Below are 25,662 nucleotides of genomic sequence, written 5' to 3' on the forward strand. Positions count from 1 at the left end.
CAGCGAGGCGAGGCGAGCGGTGGCCGCGATGACCGCTCGACCCGTGCTGGATTTCCATGTACGTCTGGCTCCCCGGCCCGGGGCCGGGGAGCGGCTCCTGTCGGCCATGGACGACAGCGGGCTGGAGCGGGCCGTGGTGTGCGCCGGCGGCACCATCGACCTGGACCGCCTGGCCCGCCAGCTCGTCGAGGGCGGGTACGTCGAGACCGATGCCGACAACGACACGGTGCTGAAGACCTGCGCGGACACGGACGGGCGCCTGGTGCCGTTCTACTTCGCCAACCCGCACCGCCCGAGCGAGGAATACCGTTCCAGGGCCGCCGAGTTCCGCGGCCTGGAGGTCTCGCCCGCCGTGCACGGCATCGGTCTGGCCGACCCCCGTGTCGAGGAACTGGTCGGTGTGGCGGCCGAGTTCGGCCACCCGGTCTATGTGGTGTGCCTGTCCCGGCCCGGGGCGGGCGTCGCCGACCTGGTCGGTGTGGCCCGCCGGTTCCCGCAGGTGAACTTCGTGCTCGGGCACAGCGGCATCGGCAACATCGACTTCCACGCGCTCACCCTGATCCGGGACGAGCTCAACATCGTGCTGGAGACCTCCGGCGGCTACACCTGCGTGGCCGAGGCGGCGGTGAGCCGCCTCGGGGCCGAGCGCGTGGTGTTCGGCTCCGAGTATCCGCTCCAGCACCCGGCCGTGGAGCTTGCCAAGTTCCAGGTGCTGCGGCTGCCGCCCGAGCAGTGGCGGCAGATCGCCTGGGACAACGCGCACCGACTCTTGGGAGAGGAACAGCAGTGACCGACCCCCACGCGAGCCTGCCTCGACTCGGCCAGTGGAACGGCCCGGAGGAGCTGCGGCTCCTGCAGGAGAAACAGCTCCAGCAAACCGTCACCTGGGCCGCCCGCTCACCCTTCTACCGTCGGCGGCTGAACGGCACAGCCCTGCCCACGACCCCCTCCGACCTCGCCGCGCTGCCGTTGACCACCAAGCAGGACCTGCGCGACAACTACCCCTTCGGCATGCTCGCCGTCCCGAAGGAACGGCTGGCCACCTACCACGAGTCGAGCGGGACCGCCGGGCACCCCACCCCCTCGTACTACACGCAAGAGGACTGGGCCGACCTGGCGGAGCGCTTCGCCCGCAAGTGGATAGGGATCTCCGGCGCGGACACCTTCCTGGTCCGCACGCCGTACGCGCTGCTTCTGACGGGACATCTCGCGCATGCCGCCGGCCGTCTGCACGGCGCCACGGTGGTGCCCGGTGACAACCGGTCGCTGGCCATGCCGTACGCCCGCGTGGTCCGCGTCATGCACGACCTGGACGTATCGCTGACCTGGTCGGTACCGACCGAATGCCTCATCTGGGCCGCCGCGGCGAAAGCGGCCGGGCACCGGCCGGACACCGACTTCCCCGGACTGCGTGCGCTGTTCGTCGGCGGAGAGCCGCTCACCTCCGCCCGCCGCCGCCGGATCAGCCGGCTGTGGGGGGTACCGGTGATCGAGGAGTACGGCTCCACGGAGACCGGCAGCCTCGCCGGGGAGTGCGAGCACGGCCGGATGCACCTGTGGGCCGACCGGGCGCTGTTCGAGGTGTACGACCCGCGGACGGGCACGGTCAGCGCGGACGGCGAGGGCGAACTCGTGGTCACGCCCCTGTTCCGCGAGGCGATGCCCCTGCTGCGCTACAACCTTGAGGACAACGTGTCGGTCTCCTACGACGACTGCGCCTGCGGGTGGGGCCTGCCCACGGTCCAGGTGCTCGGCAGAGCGGCGTTCGGCCACCAGGTCGGCGGCGCGACGATCACCCAGCACAAGCTCGAGGAGCTCGTCTTCTCCCTGCCGGACTCCTACGAGGTGTTGTTCTGGCGGGCGAGGGCGGAACCGACCGTACTGCGCATCGAGATCGAGGTGCCCGAGGAGCACCGGGCCGCCGCCCAGGCGGAACTGGAGGCCTCGGTGCGCGCCGTGCTCGGCGTCAGCAGCGAGGTCACCGGCCTGGCCCCGGGGACTCTGATACCCCACGAGGCGCTGACCGCCATGCCTGATGTGGTGAAACCACGCAGCCTCTTCGGGCCCGACGAGGACTGGGGCAAAGCGCTCCTCTACTACTGAGGAGGACGACGACATGCCGCAGATGAGGGTGGCCGTGGCCGGCGGCGGAATCGCCGGCCTCGTCCTGGCCGTCGCGCTCCGCCGGGCCGGCATCGACTGCCACGTCTATGAGCAGGCGGAACATCTGACCGAGGTCGGCGCAGGGGTCCAGGTGGCGCCCAACGCCAGCCGGCTTCTCCGCCGCCTCGGCCTGCGAGACCGCTTGCGCAGCATCGCTGTCGCACCGCAGGCGATCGAGATGCGCCGCTGGGACGACGGCACGCTGCTGCAGCGGACTCCGCTGGGTGAACCGTGCCGCCGCCGCTTCGGAGCGCCGTACTACACCGTGCACCGTGCGGACCTGCACAGCAGCCTGCTCGCGCTCCTTCCGCCCGACCGCATCCACCTCGGGGCCCGTTGTGCCGCCGTGTCGCAGGACCAGGACGCGGCCCGGCTGCACCTGTCGGACGGCACGGTCGTCGCTGCGGACCTCGTCGTGGGCGCCGACGGCATTCACTCGCTCGTGCGGGAGCAGATCGTGGCCGACCGGCCGCGCTATTCCGGGCAGACGATCTACCGGGGTCTGGTTCCGGCCGAGCGGGTGCGCCACCTGCTCGACGAGCCGTGTGTGCGGCTGTGGTTCGGACCGGACCAGCACTGCGTGTGCTACCCGGTGTCAGCCGGACGGCAGGTGAGTTTCGGCGCGACCGTGGCCGCATCGGACTGGCGGGAGGAGTCCTGGTCGGCGCGGGGTGACGTCGCCGAACTGGCAGCCGCGTACAAGGGCTGGCACCCGGATGTCGTGCGGCTCATCGGTGCGGCGGACACGGTCAGCAGATGGGCGCTGCACGATCGCGACAGCATCGACCGGCTCAGTTCGGGGCGGGTGACCGTCATCGGTGACGCCGCGCACCCGATGCTGCCGTTCCAGGCACAGGGCGCGAACCAGGCGGTCGAGGACGCCGTCGTACTCGCTGTCTGTCTGGCCGGGGCGGGATCGGGCGGCCTGGAAGGGGCGTTGCGCCGCTACGAGCGGATCCGTCTGCCGCGTGTCACACGGATCCAGCACCAGTCACGCGACAACGCCAGGACCTTCCACCTGGACGACGGGGACGAGCAGCACAGCCGCGACGCGGCGGCCCGGGCCTCGTCGGGCCTGGACCATCAGCAATGGCTGTTCGGGTACGACGCCGAGGAAGCCGCCACGACCAGCAGGAGCCCTCAATGGAACTGACCGGTATCGAGTCGACGGTCGCACTGGTCACCGGTGCGGCCCAGGGAATCGGTGCCGCGGTGGCCGGCACCCTGGCAGGCGCGGGAGCACAGGTCGCGGCCGTGGACCGCAACGCCGAGGCGCTCGCCACCGTCGTGACCAAACTCGAGGCCGAGGGCGTGTCCGTGCGCGGCTACGCCGTGGACGTGTGCGACAGCCGGGCGGTGGACGCGCTCGTGCGGCGGGTCGAGGACGAACAGGGGCCCATCGGCATCCTCGTCAACGCGGCCGGTGTCCTGCACACCGGCCGGGTGGTCGATCTGCCCGACGGCCAGTGGGACGAGATCTTCTCGGTCAACGCGGGCGGCGTGTTCCACATGTCGCGAGCGGTGGCCCGGCGGATGATGGGCCGCCGCCGGGGCGCGATGGTGACCGTGGCGTCCAACGCCGCGGGCGTGCCGCGCGTGGACATGGCTGCCTATGCCGCGTCGAAGGCGGCCTCCGCGCAGTTCACCCGGTGCCTGGGCCTTGAGCTCGCCGACTTCGGGATCAGGTGCAACATCGTGTCGCCCGGCTCGACCGACACTCCCATGCTGCGCTCGATGCTCGGCGACGGCACCGATCCGCGGCAGGCGATCGAGGGATCGCCCGCCGCCTATCGCGTCGGAATCCCCCTGCGGAAGGTGGCCAAGCCGCGGGACGTGGCGGAGGCGGTCGCGTACCTCGTGTCCGACCAGGCGGGCCACGTCACGATGCACGATCTGTACGTCGATGGTGGCGCGGCCCTGCACGTATGAGGTCGACGGACGAGTCAACGGACGAGCGGACGGACCCAGGAGGCGAACCATGGCCATGACCCCGATCGCGCCCTACCGCATGCCGGGCGACGGCGATCTGCCGAGCGCGGCGGTGCCCTGGCGCCCGCGTCCGGACCGGGCGGTCGTACTGGTGCATGACATGCAGCGGTACTTCCTGCGCCCGTTCCCGGCGGGGGAGTCCCCACGGAGCGAGCTCGTCGCCAACGTGGCGAAGCTCCTGGCAGCGGCACGTGCCTCAGGGGTGCCCGTGCTGTACACGGCACAGCCGGGGGGCATGAACGCGCAGGACCGCGGGCTGTTGAACGACTTCTGGGGCCCCGGCATGAGCGCCGACGAATCCGACCGGGGCATCGCCGACGAGGTGGCCCCCGAGCCGGGCGACACGGTGCTGACCAAATGGCGCTACAGCGCGTTCTTCCGGAGCGACCTGGAGGAACGGCTGCGACGCGCGGGACGGGACCAGCTCATCGTCTGCGGCGTCTATGCGCACATGGGCTGCCTCATCACCGCCTGCGACGCGTACAGCCGCGACATACAGCCGTTCCTCGTGGCCGACGCACTGGCCGACCTCACGCTCGACGACCACCTCATGGCGCTTCGCTATGCCGCGGATCGCTGCGCGGTGCCGCTGTCCGTGGCCGACGTGCTGGCCGACCTGGAGCCCGAGTCGGCGCCTGTCGAAATAGCGTGAATGCGCGGTGAATTCCCCTTACCGGGCCGGGATACGGTCGGCCGACCGGTCATCCGGCCGTGATATCGAATGCAGAGAGGGACACATCAATGTCCGATCGCACTCAAGTCGTTGTCATCGGCGGAACGTCGGGACTCGGGCGGCATTTCGCCCAGGCGTGTGCCGAGCGAGGAAACGATGTGGTCATCACCGGCCGTACGGAGGATCGGACCAAAGCCGTCGCCCATGAAATCGGTGGGCGGACACGTGGACTCGCACTGGACCTGACCGATCCGGAGCAGATCGAGGCCGGCCTCGCCGATGTGCGGCGTGTCGACCGGCTGGTGCTCGCGGCGGTGAACCGGGACCACAACACGGTTCGCGACTACCGTCCGACCGACGCGACGCGCCTGCTGACGGTGAAACTCACCGGCTATACGGCGGTGTTGCACGCGCTGGCCCCGCGCATGCCCGAGGATGCCGCGGCCGTCCTGCTCGGCGGCCTGGCCAGTCACCGGCCCTACCCCGGTTCCACGACCGTGACGACCGCCAACGGCGGCATCAGCGCGCTGGTCAGAACGCTTGCGGTGGAGCTCTCGCCGATCCGGGTCAACGCCCTGCACCCGAGCATCGTCTCCGACACGCCGTTCTGGAGCGACAAGCCCGGTGCCCGCGAGGCCGCGGCGACGCGGGCGCTGACCAAGCGGCCGGTGACGATGCAGGACTGCACCGAGGCGATCTCTTTTCTGCTGGAGAACCGCTCGATCAACGGCATCAACCTGAACATCGACGGCGGCGACGTGCTCATCTGACGCTTGTCATGATCTGCCACGGCCCCCAGCGGCCGGTCGCGCCCTGCCCGTGCTCCCGCTCCGCGCGCGCGTAGCGGGAGAGATCACGGGCCGAGAACAGGGCCATGCCCGCGTGGAAGCCCGTCACCGGTACGGGAAGCCGCGCCCAGTAGGCGGGTTCGCCGTCGACGCGGAACTCCACCTTCGACGTCTCGGCCCGGTAGGTGACGGCATAGCGGTGCTCGAGACCCGGTTCCGTCGGCACGTCCAGGACCACCCGGTGGATGTAGTGCTCGTGCGGAAGCGTCACACCCGGGATCACCAGGCGTTCGACCAGGGCGTAGAGGGTGTCGTTGGTGGCCGCGGCATTGAGCACGACGCCGGTGTCCAGGTCGAAGAGGTTCACCGTGCCGAAGGCGTCGAGCGGGTCATGGGGAATCTGGCCGTAGGTCCGCACCCCCATCTCGACCTCGAACGTCAGGTCGCCCGCCGCCGGCACGGGGAAGCGCCGCACCGATTGGTACATCTGCTTGGCGTTGTTCTGCCGCGGGTCCGTGTCGTGGAAGCGGGTGAACGGGTTGACGGTCACCTCGAACCGGCCCTCATCGATGCGCATCCGTGCGTTGCGGTCCTGATATTGGTGCCGTTCACCGTCGGCCCCGTTTATCGCCATGATTTGCCAGCGGGCGGAATCGAGCTCGCGGCTGGTGAAATCGTCGTACGTCCAGACGTTCTTCTCCGGTGCCGATGTCATGGGGACACCATCGGCGTCCCCGTCCTCGCCGGACATCACACGTTCACGCGGTTCGGCCGGGGCGCCACGCCATTTCTCCACCGCGGTCCGGTAATCCCGTGAATGAGCCATGTCCGCGCGGGGGTTGGTGGCCGAAACTGCCGTTCTGACCGCCACGTCACGACGTCGTGACGACGGCGAACTCATACAGGAAGAGGTGTCATGGGCACGATGAACTCACCGGCGGACGATGACCGCTATGCCGCCGTACATGGCAGCGCCCAGTTCAAGACCCTGCGTCGGCAGTCCAATGCCTTCATCCTCTGGGCGAGTGTCATCTTCTTCGGGTGGTGGTTCCTCGGGTGCGCGCTCGCCACCTTCGCCCCGGACTTCTTCCGGCAAGGGATCGGCGGCCCCATGAACCTGGGCCTGCTGTTCGTGCTGCTGTCGTTCGCCTTCGTGGTGACGACCTCTGCGGTGTACCTGCGATACGCCCGTACACGACTGGATCCCCTCAGCGAGCGGATCCGGGCGGACCTGGAAGGAGACCTCCGATGAGCAGCACCATTTTCCTCGCCGACCCACCACCCCCGGTCGACAACACGTGGGCAGCTCCCGCCGTTGCCATCCCTCTCACCATCGCCGTCGCCGTCCTGGTGTTCTTCCTGGTGAAGGCGGTGGGCCGCAGAACAAGCGGCCCGGACGGCTTCCTGCTCGACGACCGGAAGATCGGCCCGGGGCAGAACGCCGTGGCGCTGGCCTCCGCACCCATCATGTACTCGACCATGTTCATCATCACCGGTCACATCGCACTGAGCGGCTACGACGCCGTTCTCCTGCTGACGGCCTTCACGATGTCCATGATGCTCGGAGTGCTGATCTTCGCCTCGCCCATGCGCAACCTGGGTGTACGCACGCTGGGCGACCTCTTCGCGCTGCGGGCCCGTGAACGTCCGGCGCGCATCGCGTCGGCCGTCGTCATCCTGCTGATCTACACCATGTTCACGATCATCAGCATGGCCGCGGTCGCCTTCATCTTCAACCGGTGGTTCGGTCTCGACGCCCTCGTCGTCCTGGCCCTCATGGTCGCCGTCGTCGGCCTGGTCACCGTGCTGTACGTATACGTGGGCGGCATGGCGGGAGTCACCCGGATCCTGGTGTTCAAGGCCGCTCTCGCCTTCGCCGTGGTGGCGGTGCTGACCACGCTGGTGCTCGCCAAGTTCAACATGAACCCCCTCAGCCTGCTCGAAGAGGCCGAGGCCAACGCCGTGGCGCACAAGGCGGGTTACGACCTGCTGGGTCCCGGACGCCTGTTCGGCGAGGGCTCGGACCGGTGGATCCACCTGTCGAAGCTCTTCTGCATCGTCGTCGGGGTCGCGGCGATCCCGTTCCTCTTCATGCGCAACTTCGCGGTCACCAGCGGACAGGACGCGCGGAAGTCGGCCGGCTGGGCGTCGATGATGGTCGTGGCGTTCTACCTGTGCATGTCCGTCGTCGGCCTGGGCGCCGTCGCGGTGCTCGGCGGCGAGAACATCGGCGTGATCAAGCCCCACCGTGACATCAGCCTGCCCAAGCTCGCGGACGACCTCGGCGGGCCACTGATGGTCGGCGTGCTCGCCGTGATCGCACTGCTGACGATCGTCGGAGTCTTCGCGGCCCTCCTGATCAACGCGGTGACAGCCGTCACCAGGGACATCAACGTGGTGCGGGGACGGCGGCTGGACCCGGTCGCCGAACTGCGCGACATCCGGCGCAACGTGAAGATCATCGGCATCGCGTCCGTCGTCGGCGGCGTCGCGATGCTGCCGGTGCGGACCCACATCTTCATCCCGACCTCGATCGACGTGGCGGGCGCCGCGGTCCTCCCGGCCGTCGTCTACGCGCTGTTCTGGCGGCGGTTCAACACCTCCGGACTGCTGTGGACGGTCTACGGAGGAATCGCCGTGACCATGTTCATGGTCGTGTTCTCCAACGGGGTGTCGGCCGAGGAGGACGCGATCTTCCCCGGCGCCGACTTCAAGTTCGTCGACATCGAACCCGGAATGATCTCGGTGCCGGTCGCCTTCCTGCTGGGCTACATCGGCACGCTCCTCAGCAAGGAGCGCAACGACGCCGGCTTCGCCGAGCTGCAGGTCCGCGCCCTCACGGGTGCCGCGGCTCCCTCTCGCGAGGAAGCCCCGCCCAGCGGCGTCACGGTCAAGAGCGATCCGGAGAGCCGGACGCCCAGCGAAGCGCACTGAACAACCGCGAACGGTGTGGGGCGGTCCGAACCGCCCCACACCCCTGGGGAGGTAATCGTGGATCCGGCACCGGTTCTCGTCGTGGGCGCAGGCCCCGTCGGCATGGTCACCGCGCTGGCGCTCGCACGCCAAGGCGTCCACTGCGTGCTCGTCGACCGGGACTTCGAGACGTCCGTCCATCCGAAGCTCGACTACGTCAACTCCCGCAGCATGGAGTTCTTCCGGCAACTCGGCATCGCCGATGACATCCGGTCCGCCGGTGTCGGGCCCGAACATCCCGCCGACGTGATCTGGTCGACCGGCCTCGCGGGCGAGCCGATCACGTCATGGGAACTCCCCTCGGTGGCCGAGGAGTGGCGACGCATCGCCGAGCACAACGACGGCACCCAGCCCACCGAACCCGGCCAGCGGATCTCACAGATCGACCTGGAGCCGGTCCTGCGGGCCCACTGCCGACGCAGCGCACTGATCGATCTGCGCTGCGGACTGCGGCTCGAATCCCTCACCCAGGACGACGAGGGGGTGACCGGCCACCTGGCCGAGGTGATGACCGACGACCGGGTCGAGATCCGGTCCCGGTACGTCATCGGATGCGACGGCGCGTCGAGCCGGGTCCGCGACGCCGTGGGCATCGGCCAGCAGGGCTTCGACGTACCCGGACTGCCGGGCGCCTTCATGGTCCACTTCAAGAGCCGCGACCTGGAGACCCTGCACCGGCACGGCCGGTTCTGGCACTACTTCGCCTTCAGGTACGTCCTCATCGCCCAGGACGAGGTGGACACCTGGACCGCACACGTCAACGGCATGGATCCCTCCGAATTCGACACCCCGCCGGCCGATCCGGCCGCCTTCCTGCTCGACACGATGCAGGCGGACCTGAAGATCGACAAGGTGCTGCTGACGTCCCGCTGGCGCCCCGGCTTCATGATCGCCGACCGCTACCGCGCCGGACGGGTCCTCCTCGCGGGCGACAGTGCCCATCGCATGTTCCCGACCGGTGCCTACGGAATGAACACGGGCATCGGCGACGCGATGGACGCCGCCTGGAAGATCGCCGCAGCCGTCAAGGGCTTCGGCGGCCCCGCACTGCTCGACAGCTACGAGGCCGAGCGCCGCCCGGTGGGCCTGCGCAACATGCACACCTCGCACCGCCACCTCGGCGTACACCTCCAGGCAGGCCAACTCCTGCGTGAGGGCGCCTCGTTGAAGGACATCGCGGCGTTCCTCGACGCCGAACGGGGCGAGAACGAGTACAGGGGCATCGAGCTGGGCTACCGCTACACCGATTCGCCCGTCGTCTGCCACGAGGATGCGCCCGAACCCCCGTGGAGCCCCCGGCAGTACCGGCCGACGACCTGGCCGGGAAGCCGCCCGCCCAGTCTCCTCCTCGACGACGGAACGCCGGTCTACGACCGCTTCGGCCCGTCCTTCACGCTCGTCGACTTCGTGGGCGACGGCAGGGCCGACACGCTCCTCCAGGAGGCCGAAGCTCAAGGCCTGCCGGTCCGCCACGCGGTGCTGACCGGCAACACCGGCGCCCGCAGGGCCTGGGAGCGAGACCTCGTACTTCTCAGACCCGACCACCATGTGGCCTGGCGTGGGGACAAGGCCCACCCGGATCCGGCCGCCGTGATCCGGCGCATACGAGGCGCCGTGTGAGGCCATGTGCGATTCCCCGAAGCACGTAGCGCCGATCTCTCGACGGGAGCACTCATGCAGCCATCCAGCTCCGCGGTGGACTTCACCAGACTCGGGCCGTGGGAGGACATGCCGGCGGCCCAGCAACCGGACTGGCGGGACCACGCCGAATACCGCGAGGCCCGCGACGGCCTCGCGTCGGCTCCGCCCCTGGTGGGGGCCGCGGAGATCCGGCGGCTGCGGCAGTCACTGTCGAGACTGGTGACGACGGAGGCACTCCTCCTGCAACTGGGCGACTGCGCCGAGAGCTTCTACGAATGCGAGCCGAGGCACATCGCGCAGAAGCTGCGTGTCATCGACCGTCTCGGTGATCGGTTCAGCGAGCTCACCGGCCGGAGCGTCATACGTGTCGGCCGCATGGGCGGGCAGTTCGCCAAACCCAGGTCGCAGCCGACCGAACGGCACGGCGCGCTGACCATCCCCTCCTTCCAGGGGCACTTGATCAATTCCGAGATCGCCTCGCCGGTCACCCGCGAGGCCAACCCGCGGCGGATGCTGTGGGCCTATGAGGCCAGCGACAAAGTGCAGCGGGCGCTGCGCAGGCACCGCCAGGGGGGATACCGCCTGCCGGCGACGGAAGGGCCGTGGTCGAGCCACGAGGCCCTGGTGATCGACTACGAGTCCCGACTGGTCCGTCGCGACCCGGACACGGAAGACCTGTACCTGGCGTCGACGCATCTGCCGTGGGTGGGGGAGCGGACGCGCCGGCCGGCCGACGCACATGTCGCCCTGCTCTCCGCCGTAGTCAATCCGGTGGGGTGCAAGATCGGGCCGACCGCGGACCCGGACGACGTACTGCGCGTGTGCGAGGCGCTCGACCCGCACAGAGAGCCCGGCCGCCTCGTGCTGATTCCGCGGATGGGCCGGGACCGGATCCAGGAAGCCCTGCCGCCCATCGTCCGTCGTGTGGTGAATGCCGGACACCCGGTGGTCTGGCTGAGCGACCCCATGCACGGCAACACCGTCAAGACACGGCTCGGCCTGAAGACACGTCATCTCGACGACGTGATCACCGAGGCGCTGCGGTTCCGCGACATCCTCGAGACGAACCGGCAGCACGCGGCCGGGCTCCACATCGAGGTCGCGGCGGACGACGTGACGGAATGCATCGGCGGATCAGTGGAGAGCGAGGCCGACCTGCAGCGTCACTACACCTCGCTGTGCGATCCGAGGCTCAACGCCGACCAGGCCGTCGAGCTCATCGAGGCATGGGCCAAAGGGGCCGCTGCGGACCGCTCCTGACGGTGCCCCGCGGCCGCGCCCGCGCACCTGCCACCAGGGTCCTGGCCGGTTCCGCGTTCAGGAGCTCGTGGCCCCGTGCGGAACGGTGGCCGTCGTCACCATGTCCACGGTCACCGCGAGTTCAGGCTGCGACCCCGCCCGCTGTTCGAGTTCCTGGGCCAGCTCCAGCCAGGCTGCGGCGCATGAGCGGGCCAGCCCGGCCACGGAGTTCCGCCAGTGCGGCGGCACGGCATCGATCAGCCCGCCCCATTCGACCGGGTCGATCAAATGGCCGTCGACCCACCGGACGAAGGCGCGGCCGTTCTCCGCGTACCGCACCGCGGGGTCCCTGCTCAGATCGCCACGCACCGACGGCCAGTCGATGTTCTGCCGCGCGGTCCCCGTGCTCTGCCGCTCCGAGGACGGCTCTCCCTGCCGCTGTGCCACCAGCGCGTCGGCGACGGAGGGTTGGTGCTCCTGGGCGGTGCCCCGCCGGGGGGACAACACCGGGCTCCGGCCCGCTCGAAGGCGTTCGCGCACGTCCCGCGCAGTCCCTACCGAGACGCCGGCCTCCCGGGCAATGGCCCGCAGGGGAGCGTCTGGGGTCCTGGCGATCACCTCGCTCGCCCGTAGCCTGCCGGCCGAACCGTCGACGGGGCGTACGCGTCCGTCTCGCCCCACGCGCCCGCTCCCCGGCTCAACCGGTTCGAAGGAGCGCTGCCGGATCGCGCTCACCGTCGTCGGGGACAGTCCCGCGGCGCTCGCGACGGCCCGGTCCGACCAGTGCCGGTGCTCGGTGAGGATACGGAGGGCCGCCCCCTCGCGATCGGCCGGCGACAGCGGAAGACCGTGCTTGATATTGGCATTGACAGAGAGGAGAAAGGCTTCTCTGTCGTCACCTTCGAAGAACGTGACGGAGATGGTCTCATCGCCCCGGAGCTGCGCGGCCCGCAGCCGGTGCATTCCGTCGATCACCCGCATCGTGCTCATGTGCACAAGAATCGGCGGAAGGTCCCGCGTCGTGGCCAGCAGTTGTACGTGTTCGAGGTTCTCCCCGGCCACTCGAGGTGAATCACCGGGAAGAAGCGAGGATATCGGAACCGAAACCGGGGTTGCCGTGCCCAATGTTGCCGAGTCCTGCATATTGCTCCACATCCGAACACTCACCCGTCGATAGGTAGTTGTTAGTGTGCGCGTACGGAATACTCCGTTCCCCGGAAAGCGACAAGCCCTCCGCCCGGCATCATCGCCAACGGTTCGCACTGCGGGCAACACCTGCCAAGGCATCAGCGTAGGTAGTCAGTACTACTCGATCGAGCAGTAGTGGTGCGGTGGTTGAGCTGGCAATACTTGGCGGCACGCGAGTGGCAAGCCCGATCAGAAGGAGAATTTCCGGTGACGAATTTGAGGCGGCTGCGGAGTCGGCGCCTGGCGGGGGTGGTGGCCGTTGCCACCGCGTTCGTCCTGGTGGGATCGCTGAACAGTGCCGCGCCCGCGGCCCCGCGCAAGGCGGCCGCCATCGACCTTGATCACGGGAACGCCCTGATCGAGGTCGTGTATCCGAAGTTCCAGAGGGTGTCGCGCGAGCAGAGCTCGGGCCGTTCCGTGTCATTGACCGTGGACCACGCCATTCTGATCGAGATGCCGTGGTTCGACGCCATAGCTCCCTACCATCCGACGGCGAAAGGCATTTTCTCGGACCTGGGACGTCGCCCGAAAGAGGAACGCACGGTCCGCAACAAGAACATCGCGGTCATCTACTCGGCCTTCACCTCGCTCAACGAGGTCCTCCCGCAGTACAAGTCGCGCTGGCTCGAGATGATGGAGTCGGCGGGGCTCGATCCGAACGACACCAAGGAGGACCCGACCACCCCGAGCGGCATTGGAATTCTCGCCGCGAAGAGCGCCATGGCAGCGCGCGTGGGGGACGGGTCCAACCGTGACGGCGATGAGGGCGGGCGCAAGTACAACCGGCAGCCCTACGCCGACTACACGGGCTACAAGCCGGTCAACACCGTGGACGAGCTGCGCAATCCGTCCCGCTGGCAGCCCAACGCCACCTCGACGAACAACGTTCTGAGGTCTCAGCAGTTCGCCACACCTCAGTACGGTCGCGTGCGGCCGTTCTCGTACGACAGCCCCACCCGGTTCAAGGTCTCTCCTCCGACCAAGAGCAACCACCACAACCGGAAGGCCTACAAGAGCCAGGCCGACGAGGTCCTCAAGGCCTCGGCGAACCTGAATGACCGCCAGAAGATGAGCGCCGAACTCTTCAACGACAAGGTCATCACCTTCGGTGCCGTCGCCGGCACTCCAGTGGTCACCGGAGGCAAGTACGACACGGAGAAGATGGTGCAGTACATCACCACGTCCGATGTCGCCTTCGTCGACGCGACCATCGCCACGTGGCACTTCAAGCGCAAGTACGACTCGGTGCGGCCGTTCAGTGCGATTCGCCACGTGTACGGGAAGAAGAAGGTGACGGCATGGGGCGGTGTCGGTAAGGGCACCGTCAGCGACATCACCGGAAACGAATGGCGGAGCTATCTGAGCACGAACTCTGCCGACAGTCCTGAATACCCCTCCGTCACCTCCGCGCTCTGCCTTGCATTCGCCCAGCAAGTGCGGAAGTTCACCGGAACCGACAAGATCGACATAGCCGTCCCCACGGCCAAGGGATCTTCCCTCGTCGAACCGGGGGTCACTCCCGCCGCCGACACCACACTGCGCTGGAGCAACTGGACGGACTTCGCGAACGATTGTGGCGAGAGCAGGGTCTGGGCCGGTGAGAACTTCCCTTCCGCAATTGAGGCATCGCGTCAGTACGCGCCGGAGATCGGCGACCTGAGCTACGACTTCGTCCAGCACAAGCTGAACGGGAGCTGAACTTCCCCGCCTCTGCTGCCGGCTGCCCGGCAGAGCCGCTGGCTCTGCCGGGCAGCCGGCTGTCGTCTGTTCGGCTCTGCGCGAAGTTTCCTCGGTTGTGCGCCGCTGGTCGACGCGCTGCCTGAATCCGGCCGGAGAACGCTCACAAAGCCTCTGACCAGCCAGCCTTGCCCGGCGGCGAACCCGGAGGGCAGTGACTCATATAGCGCCTTCTAGCGAAAGATCAAGGGTAGAAGAGTTGAGAAGGGGGAGCTACAGTGCACGCTTGCGGCTCGATCGCATGACGGGGGATTCACAGAATGATCTTTCAAGCGCTTCCATCAAGGTGCCCTTTATCTGATGTGACGGGATCGGATCCCGCATTCGGCGGTCTCTCTCCGGACCACGTGGACACGTGCCTACGGCAGATGACCGGAATGCGCCCTACGGGGCCAGCGCAGTCGCCATCGGACAGGGCGCTGGATTGACCGCACCTGATCAGCAGGATCGGTGTCGCGATGTGCTGCGGGCCGGGGCGTCCGGCGTACGGGCGGGTGGCGGCCGGCGACACCATTCATCACAGCGAAGCAGGGGGGCTCGCCGGTCCGTCGGCGCGACTGTGCGCCGTCGTCGCACGCTCGGCAGCGGTGCGGGCCCCGGTCTCACCTGTCGCGTGGAAGCGACGACGCCGTTGAGCCGGAGTGACTGGGGGAGCGAACATGGCGATCAAGGTTGTGCTGGCCGCGGACGAAGCCCTCACCAGGGAGGCGCTCGCTGAACTCCTGCAACTGCCCGGAGACATCGAGGTCGTCGCTCATACGGGGCGGGGCGACAGGGTGCTGGGGCTGGTGAACGGCCATCAGGCCGGGCTCGCGCTCCTCGATGTGCACATGCCGGGCAGGAACGGGATCGAGGTCGCGGAGCAGTTGAACAGGCAACGGCCCGGCTTCCCGGTCGTGATCCTGACCTGCGACGCCCGGCCCGGCTATCTGCAGCGTGCCTTCAAGGCCGGAGTGCGCGGGATCCTCACCAAGGAGACCTCGATCCGGGAGCTGAGCAGGGTGATCCGGGAGGTGCACGCTGGGGGACGGCACATACCCGCCGAGCTGGTCACCGAGATGCTGGCCGTCGGCGAGAACCCGCTGACGGCCCGTGAGGCGGAGATACTGAAGGCGGCCGAGGACGGCCGCCCGCTCAGCGCCATCGCCTCTCAACTGCACCTGAGCCCGGGAACGGTCCGCAATCACATTCACTCGGCCATCCACAAGTTGAAGGTGGGGAACAGGATCAGCGCCGTGCATGCCGCCTCGCGTGCCGGGTGGATCTGAGCCACCTCCACTCCCCACGGCCGCAGAGAGCGGCCACAGAGAAGCGAGAAGCAGCGCAGGGCGGGGCCGGGTTGCTGCGACCGCGGTACACGACTGCTGTGAAAGCAGGCCCCGGCCGAGCGCCTACTGCCCCGGCGGTAGCGCCTATTGGCACCTCCTGTAGGACGACCGGACACCCCGTAGATCCATACGCTCTGCCTGTACCTGCCAGGCAACCGAAGGGGTCCTCGATGTCCGTCCGTCACTTGCTCACAGCCACCGCAGCCGCAGTGCTCGGGGGCTTGGTGCTTGCCACACCGGCAGCCGCGCAGGTCTCGGTCGCCGCCGACGACGGCGGTTCCGGGCGAGGCGGCGCCATGGTGGCCCTCTTGGTCGCGCTGATCAGTGTGATCATCGGCGGCGTGGCGCTGGCCCAGTCCGCCGGACGCATCGGCACGGGCAACGGACGAAGCAGTGCCATGGTGGCCCCGGTGGTGGCGCTGATCGGCATGGTCATCGGTGTCATGCAACTGACCGGATCCGACGGTGGAGTGGGCAGCGGAAACGGACGAGGCGGAGCCGTCGTGGCCCTGGTGATCGCACTGATCGCCCTGGTCCTCAGCGGGATGGTTCTCTCCCGCACGCGCCGCACCACCTGACGGCGCGGCTTTCCGCTGGTCCGGAATGCCGCTGAGCCGCAGAGCACCATCCCCAGACGGGGCCGACCTGGACCTCCCCCGGCCGGGTCGGCCTCCTCCGCTCCGACCGCGCCGGACAGCCGACGGTGCGCGGGGCCCCTGAATTCACTCTGATCCCATTCCCCAGTCACCTTTCACGCGATTCACACGATGCGCCTCGGTGACATTCTGTGCGTCACATTCTGTGAAAGTCGATTGCTCTTCATGGGTCCCTCGCTACGATTCAGAGTAATCGAAAGCGGGGGACATTTTGATGCGCTACGAGACACGACAGAAGGCCATGCCGCTACGGGTGGACAGTGCTCCGGCGGCCAGGGCCGAGGAGGAATCTGCTTCTGGCGAGGGCTATAGGACGCCTGCGAGGACACTGGGCAGCACACCCGCCGCTACCTCGTCCGAAAGCTCCTTCGAAACCCCGGGAAACACTCAGGAACCACCCGCGACTTTCCTCCCGACTGAGAGTGTTTCCCCGCCATTCACCCAGAACAACTACTACATCACAGCGCACCAATCGAATGTGGCCGTGAACAACGGCACAGTGAAACAGTCGCAGCACCAGGTCGAGTTGGAACGAGCGGCCGGTAGATTCCGTGCGGAACTTGACGGGGACCTGGAAACGTTCGTCCGCGAGGCCTTCCCGAACACACGGCACACTCCTCGACCTGACCCACCGTCGTTCCATCCCGCACCGCGGGATGGCGCGTACTCGGGCCTGAGCCGCCACCGCGAGTTGGTCCTGCAGAGTGTGCGGGACACCGTGGACATGGTTCTGGCCGGGCTCCCCGACCTGGGCCTCGACCGGCCGGCCCAGGAGCGTGTCAGGCAGGCCGCCGCCGAGATCGACGCCGAACTGCAGCGCCCCACAAGCGATCCCCTGCGCGTAGGCAGCAACCTCAGCAGCATGCTCGACGCTCTGACCAGGGCGAGGCACACCGGCGGCGCAGCGACGGGCCAGAGGGCGACCGTGGCGGAGAGCATCAGGAACGTGCGGGGTCAGGTGCGCGCCCTCCCGACCGTGGGGACGGTGCAGCCATGACGCGGGCGGACGGAGCGCAGTTCTTCGGCCCGATCACCGGCAGCCAGATCGCCATCGGCAATCGCGAGGTGGTGCAGAACCAGTACGCCACCACGGCCGCGCCCGACACCGCCGGTCAGCAACTCGCCGCGACCCTGACGGCGTTGCTCGCCACCGTGGACGTCCTGCGACTCTCCGCCGCGCAGGCGACAGCCCTGCGCCAGGATGCCCGGGCGGTCCTCGCGGAGGTGGCGAGCGAGGAACCGGACGAGGGGCGACTGAGCCGTCTGGTGGCCCGGGTCAGGAACGTCCTGGCCACGGTCACGGCCGGGGCGGTCACCGGAGCCGCGACGGGCGCTGGGACCGGTGGGGCCCAGTGGGCGCAATCCCTGCTCGACGACCTGCAGCGCGCCCTTCCCTGACGAGCGGCACCGCAAAGACCAACGCACCTCACATTCCCGCCGTGGGCCGGGTCACCACTGGGGGAGGAGAGGCGTGTCCGGTTCGTGTTGCCGCCAGGCTTCGGTGAGGCGGGCGAGCCGGGTGGGGGCGGCGATCCCGCACATGGATGCGATCTTGCCGTCGGCGATGTCGAACGTCATGGAGCCGATGACCTGGTCGCCGACCACGAAGAGGATGGCGGGGGCGCCGTTGAGGAGCGCGTAGTGGAGAGCGGGGGTGCCGCCGGCCAGTCGGTGCTTGGCGGGGGTCGGCCTGAAGCCGGTCCGCACGACGGCGGCGACGCGTTGCGGGGTGTCGTACCGCAACAGCTTCTCGGCCTGGCCGCCCGCGCCGTCGGAGATCGCCGTCGCGTCGTCGGTGAGCAGTGCCACCAGCCGGTCGGTGCGGCCCGAGACGGCAGCGGCGAGGAACTCCTCGACGATTCTGCGGGCGGACGCCGGGTCGACTTCGCTGCCGCCGCGCCGCGCGGCGGTGATGCGGCGCCGGGCCCGGTGGAGGTGCTGCTGGCTCGCGGACTCGTTGATGTCGAGGATCCCGGCGATCTCGGCGTGGCCGTAGGAGAACGCTTCGCGCAGGACGTAGACGGCCCGTTCGACGGGGGCCAGCCTCTCCATGAGGGTCAGTACGGCAAGGGAGACCGACTCGCGCTGCTCGAACGTGTCGGCCGGGCCGAGTATCGGGTCGCCGCCGAGGAGCGGTTCGGGGAGCCAGGCGCCGGCGGTGCGCTCGCGGCGGACCTGTGCCGAGCGGAGCCGGTCGAGGCACAGGTTGGTGACGACCTTGGTCAGCCACGCCTCCGGCACCTCGATCCGCTGCCGATCCGCGGCCTGCCAGGCCAAGAACGCATCCTGTACGGCGTCTTCGGCGTCGGTGGCGGAACCCAGCAGCCGGTACGCCAGCGAGGCCAGCCGGTTCCGGCCGGCCTCGAAGCGACCGATGTCGAAGCGATCGACGGTGATGCTGTCCATGCGGGTCACCCTAGGCAGGCCTTGACCGACTACGCGGCCGTCCTCTCGGTCTTCGCGGCGGAGGCATCCCGCACGGTGGGTGCGGTGGCCGCGGCGGTCAGGTGGTGCTTGCGCCTGGGCAGGCCGAACGTCGGGTGCGAGTTGGCCCAGAGCGACATCCTGAGGATGCCCGCCTTGAGCCGCGCGGCCTTCCGGCCCCCCATGTACTTGGGCTTCGCCCGGCCTTCCGCGTCGACCAACTGCAGGATCCCGTCCCGCCGTCCGAGGCTGATGTGGTTGCCCACGTACTCCAGCTTGGTGTTCGCGATCTCGCGGCCGGCCAGCTGTCCCACGATCGTGTCCACGGCCTGCCGTCCGGTGTAGCCGGCCGAAGCGCAGGACATCGGCATCGGGCGTCCGTTGTCGCCGATCGCGCGGGCGCTGTCACCGACGCCGTAGACGTTCGGGTACGAGACCGACCGCATGGTGCGATCGACGACGATCCGACCGCTCTCGGTGACCTCGAGACCGCCGGCGGCGGCGATGGGGCTGACCGCGAACCCGGCCGTCCACACCGTCGCGTCGGACGCCAGGACGGTGCCGTCGGCGCACAGCACCCGCGCCGTTTCGACGGCTGCGACCTCGGTGTGCTCCAGGACGGTGATGCCCAGCCGGTCGCAGGCCAGGCGCAGATGACTGCGGGCTCCGACGGAGAGCGGGGCTCCCAGCTCACCGCGGGCGACCAGCGTCACCGCCAGACCGGGCCGGGATTCGGCGATCTCCGTGGCGGTCTCGATACCGGTCAGGCCGTCGCCGACGACCAGCACCCTGCCGCCTTCACCTCGCACGTCCAGGCTGCCCAGACGCTCGCGCAGGCGCAGGGCCGCGGGCCGGGCGGCGACGTCGAAGGCGTGCTCGGCCACGCCCGGGACGCCGCCGTCGGCGCCGTGGCTGCCGAGCGCGTAGACGAGCGTGTCGTAGCCGACCTCGCCGCCACCGTCGGCGTCGGCCACGGCGACCATCTGGCGCTCGGGGTCGACGGCGGTGACGCGTGCCACGCGCAGCCGTATCCCCGTGCCCGCGAACACCTCGGTGAGCTGCGGGGCCTCGATCTCCTGACCGGCCGCGAGCTGGTGCAGCCGCAGCCGCTGAACGAAGTCCGGCGCGGCGTTGACCACGGTGATCTCGGCGTTCGCCGGGGACAGCCGGCGGGCCAAGGACCCGGCCGCGTAGGACCCGGCATAGCCGGCGCCGAGGACGACGATGCGGTGCTTCATGAGTTGCTCCTTGTCGGTTCGCTTGTTCCCGGTGACTTGAGCGGAACAGCGCCCCGATTCCTGACAGGAGCGGGCTGTGTCGTGGGTCACAGCGGTAGGAGCGTCGCCCACTGGACCGGCGGCCGGGGGCGGGCCCGGCACGGCAGTCAGGTCTGATCAGCCACGGGACCTGGCTGCCCTGCGTACGACATATGCGCCCGCGCCGACTGCCAGAACGATGGCGCCGGAGAGAGCGGCGGAGAGCGGGAGGCTGAAGGCCAGGAGCAGGCAGCCGGCCAGGCCCACCACGGGGACGACTCGCCAGGGTCGGCCCTCGTCCGCTGTCAGGGTCCAGGCGGAGGCATTGGCGATGGCGTAGTAGACGAGCACCCCGAAGGACGAGAATCCGATCGCGCCGCGCAGGTCAGCGAAAGCGACCAGGGCCACTACGGCGGCACAGACGGCGAGTTCGGCCCGATGGGGCACATGGAAGCGTGGGTGGACGGTGGCCAGCACGTACGGGAGATGACGGTCGCGCGCCATGGCCAGAGTGGTGCGGGAGATGCCGAGGATCAGGGCGAGCAGCGAGCCGAGCGCGGCGACGGCTGCGCCGAACCGCACCACCGGCGCCAGGGCGGGTACCCCGGCCGCGCGCACCGTGTCCGCGAGGGGCATGGTCGCGTCGGCCAGGCCGCCGGGGCCGAGTACGGCGAGGACGGCGGTGGCGACCGCCGCGTAGACCAGCAACGTGATGCCCAGGGCGAGGGGGATGGCGCGAGGGATGGTGCGCCGGGGGTCGCGGACCTCCTCGCCGAGGGTGGCGATGCGTGCGTACCCGGCAAAGGCGAAGAACAGCAGCCCGGCGGCCTGCAGCACGCCCCTCACGCTCACGTCGTCGCTCAACTCAAGCCGGACGACGTCGGCTTGACTGCTGGTGAGGGATGCGACCACGACGGCGACGAGCACGGCGAGGACGAGGGCGACGACGGTGCGCGTCAGCCACGCGGCCTTCTGGATGCCGACGTAGTTCACCGCGGTCAGGGCGACCACGGCGGCGATCGCGACCGGGCGTTCGTGTCCGGGCCATGCGTACGCGCCCACAGTGAGGGCCATGGCCGCGCAGGACGCGGTCTTGCCGATGACGAATGCCCAGCCCGCGAGGAACCCCCAGAACTCGCCGAGACGTTCGCGACCGTAGACATAGGTCCCACCGGAGGCGGGGTGACGGGCGGCGAGCCGGGCCGATGAGGTGGCGTTGCAGTAGGCGACCACGGCGGCCACCGCCAGACCCAGGAGCAGGCCCGAGCCGGCGGCGCGGGCGGCGGGGGTGAACGCGGCGAAGATCCCCGCCCCGATCATCGACCCCAGGCCGATCACCACTGCGTCGCGAGTCCCGAGCCGTCGCTTCAGGTGGGGGGTGCTCGCGGCCGCGGGTGGAGTGCTCATTCACAACTCCTCGTCAGCGGGACACCCGGCGTCGGGTGAAGACGGTATCCGATGTCGGCAGCCGAGGGGTTACGGCTCCGCCCGCGGGCTTGACGGCTCAGTGAGCTCCAGCTTCGCCAGTGAGGTCCAGCTTCGCGTGAAGGGCGGCTTTCGCTGCCCGCACGCCTCAGCGGCGGGTCGTGTAGCCGATGACGGCTGCGAGGGCGGCCAGTACCGCGACGCTGGTGAGGGCGGCGGGGAGGGTGAACCAGTCGGCCATGAAGCCGATGGCGGGTGGCCCGAGGAGCATGCCGCCGTAGCCGAGGGTGGAGGCGGTGGCGACGCCGTTGGGTCCGGCCAGGGCGCCGGCGCGTTCGACGGCGACGGGGAAGATGTTGGCGAGGCCGAGTCCGGTGATGGCGAAGCCGAGGAGAGCGAGCCATACGGAGGGGGCGAGTGCGCCCAGGAGCATGCCGGCGGCGGCTGTGGCGCCGCCGCCCACGAGGATCGGGGTCTGGCCGAGACGCTCCAGGAGGGTGGTTCCGCTGAGGCGGCCGATGGTCATGGCGAGGGCGAAGCAGGAGTAGCCCGCGGCTGCGATGCCGGGGTGGGCTGCGAGGTCCTGTTCGAGGTGGAGGGCGCCCCAGTCGGCGAGTGCTCCTTCGCCGTACGCGGTGCAGAGCGCGATGAGGCCGAAGACGATCACCAGGCCGCGGGTGTGGGAGCCCGCACGGCGCGGGGCGGCCTCGGTGCCGGGCCGGTCGGCGGGGGGCGTGGGGGGTGCGGGGGGCTCCAGGCGCAGGAGGGTGCGTCCGGCGACGGCGGTGACGAGCAGGCCGATCACGGTGAGGCCCAGGAGGTGGCGCGTGGGGGAGAGGGAGCCCGCTATCAGGCCGCCGAGCCCGGCGCCGACCATCCCGCCCAGGCTGAACGCGGCGTGGAAGCTGGGCATGATCGGGCGCCGCATGGCGGCCACCAGGTCGACGGCGGCGCTGTTCATCGCCACGTTGATGCCGCCGTAAGCAGCCCCGAACACCAGGAGTACGAGGCCGAGCGAGAGCGCCGAGTGCGTCAGCGGCGGCAGGGCGATGCTCAGCGGCATCAGGACCCCGCAGGCCACGGTCACCGGGTGGCTGCCGAAGCGGCGGCAGAGCCGTCCCGTGAGCGTCATCGTGATCACGGCACCGGCGGAGACCCCGAGCAGTGCGAGCCCTAGGTCGCTCGCCGAGGCGCCGGTCTGTTCCTTGATGGCGGGGATGCGGACGACCCACCCAGCGAAGATGAAGCCGTCGAGCGCGAAGAAGACGGTGAGTGCGACACGGAGCCGGGCGAGGCCCGGGGGAGTGGCCCGCGACGCTGCGGACGTGGTTTTGTTTAGTAGCGGCACAAAGTCAGAGTAGAGGTGTGCCCCCGTGGCGTACAAGACAGTTCCTGTGAGGCGGGGGTCACCGATGGGCAGATGGTTCGGGTGAGGCGACCGACACGGGCCGGTGTGGGCCGGTGGGGGGGGGCGGCACGGGTTGGTGGGAGGTTCTTGTGGGGCAGCAGGGGAAGGGCAGCGGAAGAGTGGTGTACGAGCGGATGACGGCTGAACGGCGAGGCGGCGTACGGATCATGGGAGACTCGCCCTCATGAACGGCAAGGCTGCCCCCCGCGCCGAGGGGGATCTGTCCACGCGTACGCGCCTGGAGCGCGGGCGCGGCGCGCTCGGTCCCGCCCTCGAACTCGTCCACACCGGGCGCGCCCCGACCCGTGCCGTGCTCACCGCCGAACTCGGCGTCACCCGCGCCACGGCGGGCGCCGTCGCCGCCGAGCTCGAGGCGCTCGGCCTGATCAGGATCGACGCGAGGCCGAGCGCGCCCGCGGGTTCCCAGGGCCGCCCCTCGCACGGTCTTTCCATCGCGGAGGACGGTCCGGTCGCGCTTGCCGCGCAGGTGCACTCCGACGGCTTCCGGGCCGCGCTCGTCGGGCTCGGCGGCCGGATCGTCGCCACCGCGCCCGGCTGCGAGACGATTGACGCCGACCCGGCGCAGGTGCTCGGCTCGGTCATCGACGCGGGTGCCCAACTGCTGCGGGAGACCGGCAGGCGGTGCGTCGGCGCGGGCCTCGCGGTGCCCTCGGCCGTCGCCGAACCGGAGGGCACCGCGCTCAACCCACTGCACCTCGCATGGCCCGCGGGCTCGCAGGTCCGCCAGATCTTCGCCGACTGCGTACGGGACGCGGGCATCGCCGGTCCCGCGTTCGCCGCCAACGACGTCAACCTCGCCGCGCTCGCCGAGCACCGGCACGGCGCCGGGCGTGGCGCCCGCGATCTGCTGTGCGTCGCGACCGGGCACCGGGGGGTCGGCGGTGCGCTCGTCCTCGACGGGCGTTTGCACACGGGCAGTTCGGGCCTCGCGCTGGAGGTCGGCCACCTCACCGTCAATCCGGAGGGCCGCCCCTGTCACTGCGGAAGCCGGGGCTGCCTGGACGTCGAGACGGACCCGCTGGCCTTCCTCACCGCGGCGGGCCGTGAACCCGGCCCCGAGGGGCTGTTGCTGCAGGCCCGCGAACTGCTCCGTGACGCGGGCGGCGAACCTGCGGTCCGCGCGGCGGCCGAGGAGCTCATCGACCGCCTCGGCCTGGGGCTCGCGGGCCTGGTGAACATCCTCAACCCGGACCGCATCATCCTGGGCGGCCTGCACCGCGCGCTCCTCGAAGTCGATCCCGAGCGGCTCCGCGCCGTCGTCGCCGACCGGAGCCTGTGGGGGCGCAGCGGCGGCGTACCGATCCTGGCCTGCACGCTGGACCACAACAGCCTGGTGGGGGCCGCCGAGCTGGCTTGGCAGCCGGTGCTCGATGACCCCCTGGGGGCGCTGGGGTAGACCTCGGGGCGCTGGGTTAGGCCTTGATGCGGGGGGTGGTCCGTGTCGGCGTCGGCGTCTGGGAGTGGGGCGTCGTAGCGTCCTGGGGGTGAAAGTCCCTTGTCTCGGGAGCGGTTCGCCCCTCACGCAGCCGCTTCAGGTCGGGCAGCAGTGTGACGAGACCGAGCGCGGCGAGGGCGGCGCCGATCCAGAGCGGTGCCCGCAGGCCGAACGTATCGATGGCGGGTCCGCCCACGGACGTCGCGATGATGATGCCGAGGGTGATGAACGAGGAGTGGACGGTGTTGACCAGCGGCCGGGCGTTGCCGGTGCGCTGGACGCGGGTCACCAGGGCCGGGTTCATGGTTACTCCGACCAGGCCGATGCCCATCATCAACACCACGGCGGCCACACTCAGTTGGGCGAGCAGGGCGAAGCCGGCAAGAAACGCCAGGTTGAGCAGCAGGCCGGTGAGCAGGACCGGCACGGTGCGCTTGTCGGCGAACCGACCGACGACGGTGTTGCCGATCACGGTGGCCGCTCCGTACGCGATGAGCAGCAGCGGGACGGTGCCCGTGGAGAAGCCCGTGACCTCGGTGAGGATCGGGTTGAGGTAGCTGAAGGCGGAGAACGTGGCGCCGATGACGAAGGTGCTGGTGGTGAGCGTCAGCCAGAGCCGGGGGTTGCGGAAGGCGCCCAGTTCCTCGCGCAGTCCGCCGGAACCGTCGCTGCTGCCTGCGCCGCTGCCGTCGTCGGCGCGCTCGGTGCGCGGCACCCCGGCGAGGGTGGCGAGCGCGGCAAGGACGGTCAGGCCGGTGATGGCCCAGAACGCCGCGCGCCAGCCCAGGTGTTCACCGATGACGGTGGAGAGCGGCAGTCCGAGGAGGGTGCCGAGCATGAGCCCGTTGAGGGCCACCGCGATGGCCCTGCCCCGCACTTCGGGGCGGGTGAGCTCTGCGCACATGGAGATGGAGACACCGAAGAAGGCCTGCGATGCGATGCCGGTGATGACGCGGGCCACCAGCATGGTGCGGTAATCCGGGGCCAGGGCGGCGAGAACGTTGCCCGCCAGGAAGATTCCGAACAGGACGAGCAGCGCTGACTTCTGACGCATCTTCAGCAGAGCGATGGTGAGGAAGGGACCGCCGAACGCCATCGCTGCGGCGAAGGCGGTGATCAGGTACCCGATCTCCGGAATCGTGGCGTCGAGTCCTTCGGCCATTTGCGGCATCAGACCGGCGACCACGAATTCGCTGGTCACCATGGCGAAGATGCCTAGGGCCAGGAGGTAGACGGCGCGGGGCATGGGGGCTCCTGTCAGGGGTTGCGTTGGGTGGTGAGGGGGGTGAGTGAGCGTTGGGTTATGAACTGGTCAGTA

The 25,662-nt window shown here is 69.6% G+C and carries 23 protein-coding genes; 16 read left to right on the top strand and 7 right to left on the bottom strand.

The annotated features are described in order from the left end of the window. Positions 1-28 precede the first annotated feature (28 nt). The 6 genes from OG302_RS36505 (at position 29) to OG302_RS36530 (ending at position 5,595) form a co-directional block, all read left to right on the top strand. Positions 29-790 carry an amidohydrolase family protein gene (locus tag OG302_RS36505; protein ID WP_371530686.1) on the top strand — a complete coding sequence of 254 codons (762 nt, stop codon included), beginning with the start codon at positions 29-31 and terminating at the stop codon, positions 788-790. Then, positions 787-2,103: a phenylacetate--CoA ligase family protein gene (locus OG302_RS36510; RefSeq protein WP_371530687.1), complete on the top strand. Its 1,317-nt coding sequence runs from the start codon at positions 787-789 to the stop codon at positions 2,101-2,103. The genes OG302_RS36505 and OG302_RS36510 overlap by 4 nt, the downstream gene beginning before the upstream one ends. A gap of 13 nt (positions 2,104-2,116) precedes the next feature. After that, positions 2,117-3,316 carry an FAD-dependent monooxygenase gene (locus OG302_RS36515; protein WP_371530688.1) on the top strand — a complete coding sequence of 400 codons (1,200 nt, stop codon included), beginning with the start codon at positions 2,117-2,119 and terminating at the stop codon, positions 3,314-3,316. Beyond that, the gene (locus tag OG302_RS36520) at positions 3,307-4,092 is read left to right on the top strand and encodes a 2,3-dihydro-2,3-dihydroxybenzoate dehydrogenase (RefSeq protein ID WP_371530689.1); all 786 of its coding nucleotides are present in this window, start codon (positions 3,307-3,309) and stop codon (positions 4,090-4,092) included. The genes OG302_RS36515 and OG302_RS36520 overlap by 10 nt, the downstream gene beginning before the upstream one ends. A 49-nt stretch (positions 4,093-4,141) precedes the next feature. Next, entirely contained in the window at positions 4,142-4,804 is a 663-nt protein-coding gene (locus OG302_RS36525) for an isochorismatase family protein (RefSeq protein ID WP_371530690.1), read from the top strand. An 89-nt stretch (positions 4,805-4,893) separates the two neighbouring features. Then, entirely contained in the window at positions 4,894-5,595 is a 702-nt protein-coding gene (locus tag OG302_RS36530; protein WP_371530691.1) for an SDR family NAD(P)-dependent oxidoreductase, read from the top strand. Here the strand turns inward: OG302_RS36530 and OG302_RS36535 are convergent. After that, on the bottom strand, positions 5,588-6,328 hold the full coding sequence (locus OG302_RS36535) for a DUF6081 family protein (RefSeq protein WP_371530692.1): 741 nt from the start codon (positions 6,326-6,328) through the stop codon (positions 5,588-5,590). The two genes, OG302_RS36530 and OG302_RS36535, sit on opposite strands and share 8 nt — an antisense overlap. Before the next feature lie 201 nt (positions 6,329-6,529). Between OG302_RS36535 and OG302_RS36540 the strand changes: the two genes are divergently transcribed. The 4 genes from OG302_RS36540 to OG302_RS36555 are packed head-to-tail and all read left to right on the top strand — an operon-like array spanning position 6,530 to position 11,487. Next, positions 6,530-6,865 carry a DUF485 domain-containing protein gene (locus OG302_RS36540; protein WP_371530693.1) on the top strand — a complete coding sequence of 112 codons (336 nt, stop codon included), beginning with the start codon at positions 6,530-6,532 and terminating at the stop codon, positions 6,863-6,865. Next, on the top strand, positions 6,862-8,547 hold the full coding sequence (locus tag OG302_RS36545) for a cation acetate symporter (RefSeq protein ID WP_371530694.1): 1,686 nt from the start codon (positions 6,862-6,864) through the stop codon (positions 8,545-8,547). The genes OG302_RS36540 and OG302_RS36545 overlap by 4 nt, the downstream gene beginning before the upstream one ends. A gap of 57 nt (positions 8,548-8,604) precedes the next feature. After that, complete coding sequence (locus OG302_RS36550; RefSeq protein WP_371530695.1) at positions 8,605-10,206, top strand: FAD-dependent monooxygenase; 1,602 nt, start codon at positions 8,605-8,607, stop codon at positions 10,204-10,206. Positions 10,207-10,260: 54 nt separating this feature from the next. Next, positions 10,261-11,487 (top strand): 3-deoxy-7-phosphoheptulonate synthase, encoded by a 1,227-nt coding sequence (locus OG302_RS36555; RefSeq protein ID WP_371530696.1) that lies wholly within the window; start codon positions 10,261-10,263, stop codon positions 11,485-11,487. A gap of 57 nt (positions 11,488-11,544) precedes the next feature. Here the strand turns inward: OG302_RS36555 and OG302_RS36560 are convergent, their stop codons facing one another. Continuing rightward, on the bottom strand, positions 11,545-12,456 hold the full coding sequence (locus OG302_RS36560) for a ParB N-terminal domain-containing protein (RefSeq protein ID WP_371530697.1): 912 nt from the start codon (positions 12,454-12,456) through the stop codon (positions 11,545-11,547). A 405-nt stretch (positions 12,457-12,861) separates the two neighbouring features. Between OG302_RS36560 and OG302_RS36565 the strand changes: the two genes are divergently transcribed. From OG302_RS36565 to OG302_RS36585, 5 genes are all read left to right on the top strand, one after another. Continuing rightward, the gene (locus OG302_RS36565) at positions 12,862-14,352 is read left to right on the top strand and encodes a DUF6851 domain-containing protein (protein WP_371530698.1); all 1,491 of its coding nucleotides are present in this window, start codon (positions 12,862-12,864) and stop codon (positions 14,350-14,352) included. Positions 14,353-15,050: 698 nt separating this feature from the next. Then, positions 15,051-15,659, top strand: a complete 609-nt coding sequence (locus tag OG302_RS36570) for a response regulator (protein ID WP_371530699.1) — start codon at positions 15,051-15,053, stop codon at positions 15,657-15,659. Between the two features lie 230 nt (positions 15,660-15,889). Next, entirely contained in the window at positions 15,890-16,297 is a 408-nt protein-coding gene (locus tag OG302_RS36575; RefSeq protein ID WP_371530700.1) for a DUF6223 family protein, read from the top strand. A gap of 784 nt (positions 16,298-17,081) precedes the next feature. Continuing rightward, positions 17,082-17,372 (top strand): hypothetical protein, encoded by a 291-nt coding sequence (locus OG302_RS36580; RefSeq protein ID WP_371530701.1) that lies wholly within the window; start codon positions 17,082-17,084, stop codon positions 17,370-17,372. Continuing rightward, on the top strand, positions 17,369-17,773 hold the full coding sequence (locus OG302_RS36585) for a hypothetical protein (protein WP_371530702.1): 405 nt from the start codon (positions 17,369-17,371) through the stop codon (positions 17,771-17,773). The genes OG302_RS36580 and OG302_RS36585 overlap by 4 nt, the downstream gene beginning before the upstream one ends. A gap of 51 nt (positions 17,774-17,824) precedes the next feature. On the opposite strand, the gene OG302_RS36590 is transcribed toward OG302_RS36585, so the two are convergent. The 4 genes from OG302_RS36590 to OG302_RS36605 all read right to left on the bottom strand — a co-directional run bounded on the left by OG302_RS36590 (position 17,825) and on the right by OG302_RS36605 (position 22,828). Further along, positions 17,825-18,781, bottom strand: coding sequence for a sigma-70 family RNA polymerase sigma factor (locus OG302_RS36590; protein ID WP_371530703.1), 957 nt, complete (start codon positions 18,779-18,781; stop codon positions 17,825-17,827). A gap of 29 nt (positions 18,782-18,810) precedes the next feature. Continuing rightward, entirely contained in the window at positions 18,811-20,037 is a 1,227-nt protein-coding gene (locus OG302_RS36595; protein WP_371530704.1) for an NAD(P)/FAD-dependent oxidoreductase, read from the bottom strand. 156 nt (positions 20,038-20,193) lie between these two features. Continuing rightward, complete coding sequence (locus tag OG302_RS36600) at positions 20,194-21,462, bottom strand: APC family permease (RefSeq protein WP_371530705.1); 1,269 nt, start codon at positions 21,460-21,462, stop codon at positions 20,194-20,196. A gap of 166 nt (positions 21,463-21,628) precedes the next feature. Continuing rightward, a complete protein-coding gene (locus OG302_RS36605; RefSeq protein ID WP_371530706.1) occupies positions 21,629-22,828 on the bottom strand; it encodes an MFS transporter in 1,200 nt (399 codons plus the stop codon). 244 nt (positions 22,829-23,072) lie between these two features. Between OG302_RS36605 and OG302_RS36610 the strand changes: the two genes are divergently transcribed. Further along, a complete protein-coding gene (locus OG302_RS36610; RefSeq protein WP_371530707.1) occupies positions 23,073-24,305 on the top strand; it encodes an ROK family protein in 1,233 nt (410 codons plus the stop codon). Between the two features lie 16 nt (positions 24,306-24,321). On the opposite strand, the gene OG302_RS36615 is transcribed toward OG302_RS36610, so the two are convergent. Next, positions 24,322-25,590 (bottom strand): MFS transporter, encoded by a 1,269-nt coding sequence (locus OG302_RS36615; protein WP_371530708.1) that lies wholly within the window; start codon positions 25,588-25,590, stop codon positions 24,322-24,324. Positions 25,591-25,662: the final 72 nt, after the last annotated feature.

This window comes from Streptomyces sp. NBC_01283 (assembly GCF_041435335.1).
GTDB lineage: Bacteria > Actinomycetota > Actinomycetes > Streptomycetales > Streptomycetaceae > Streptomyces.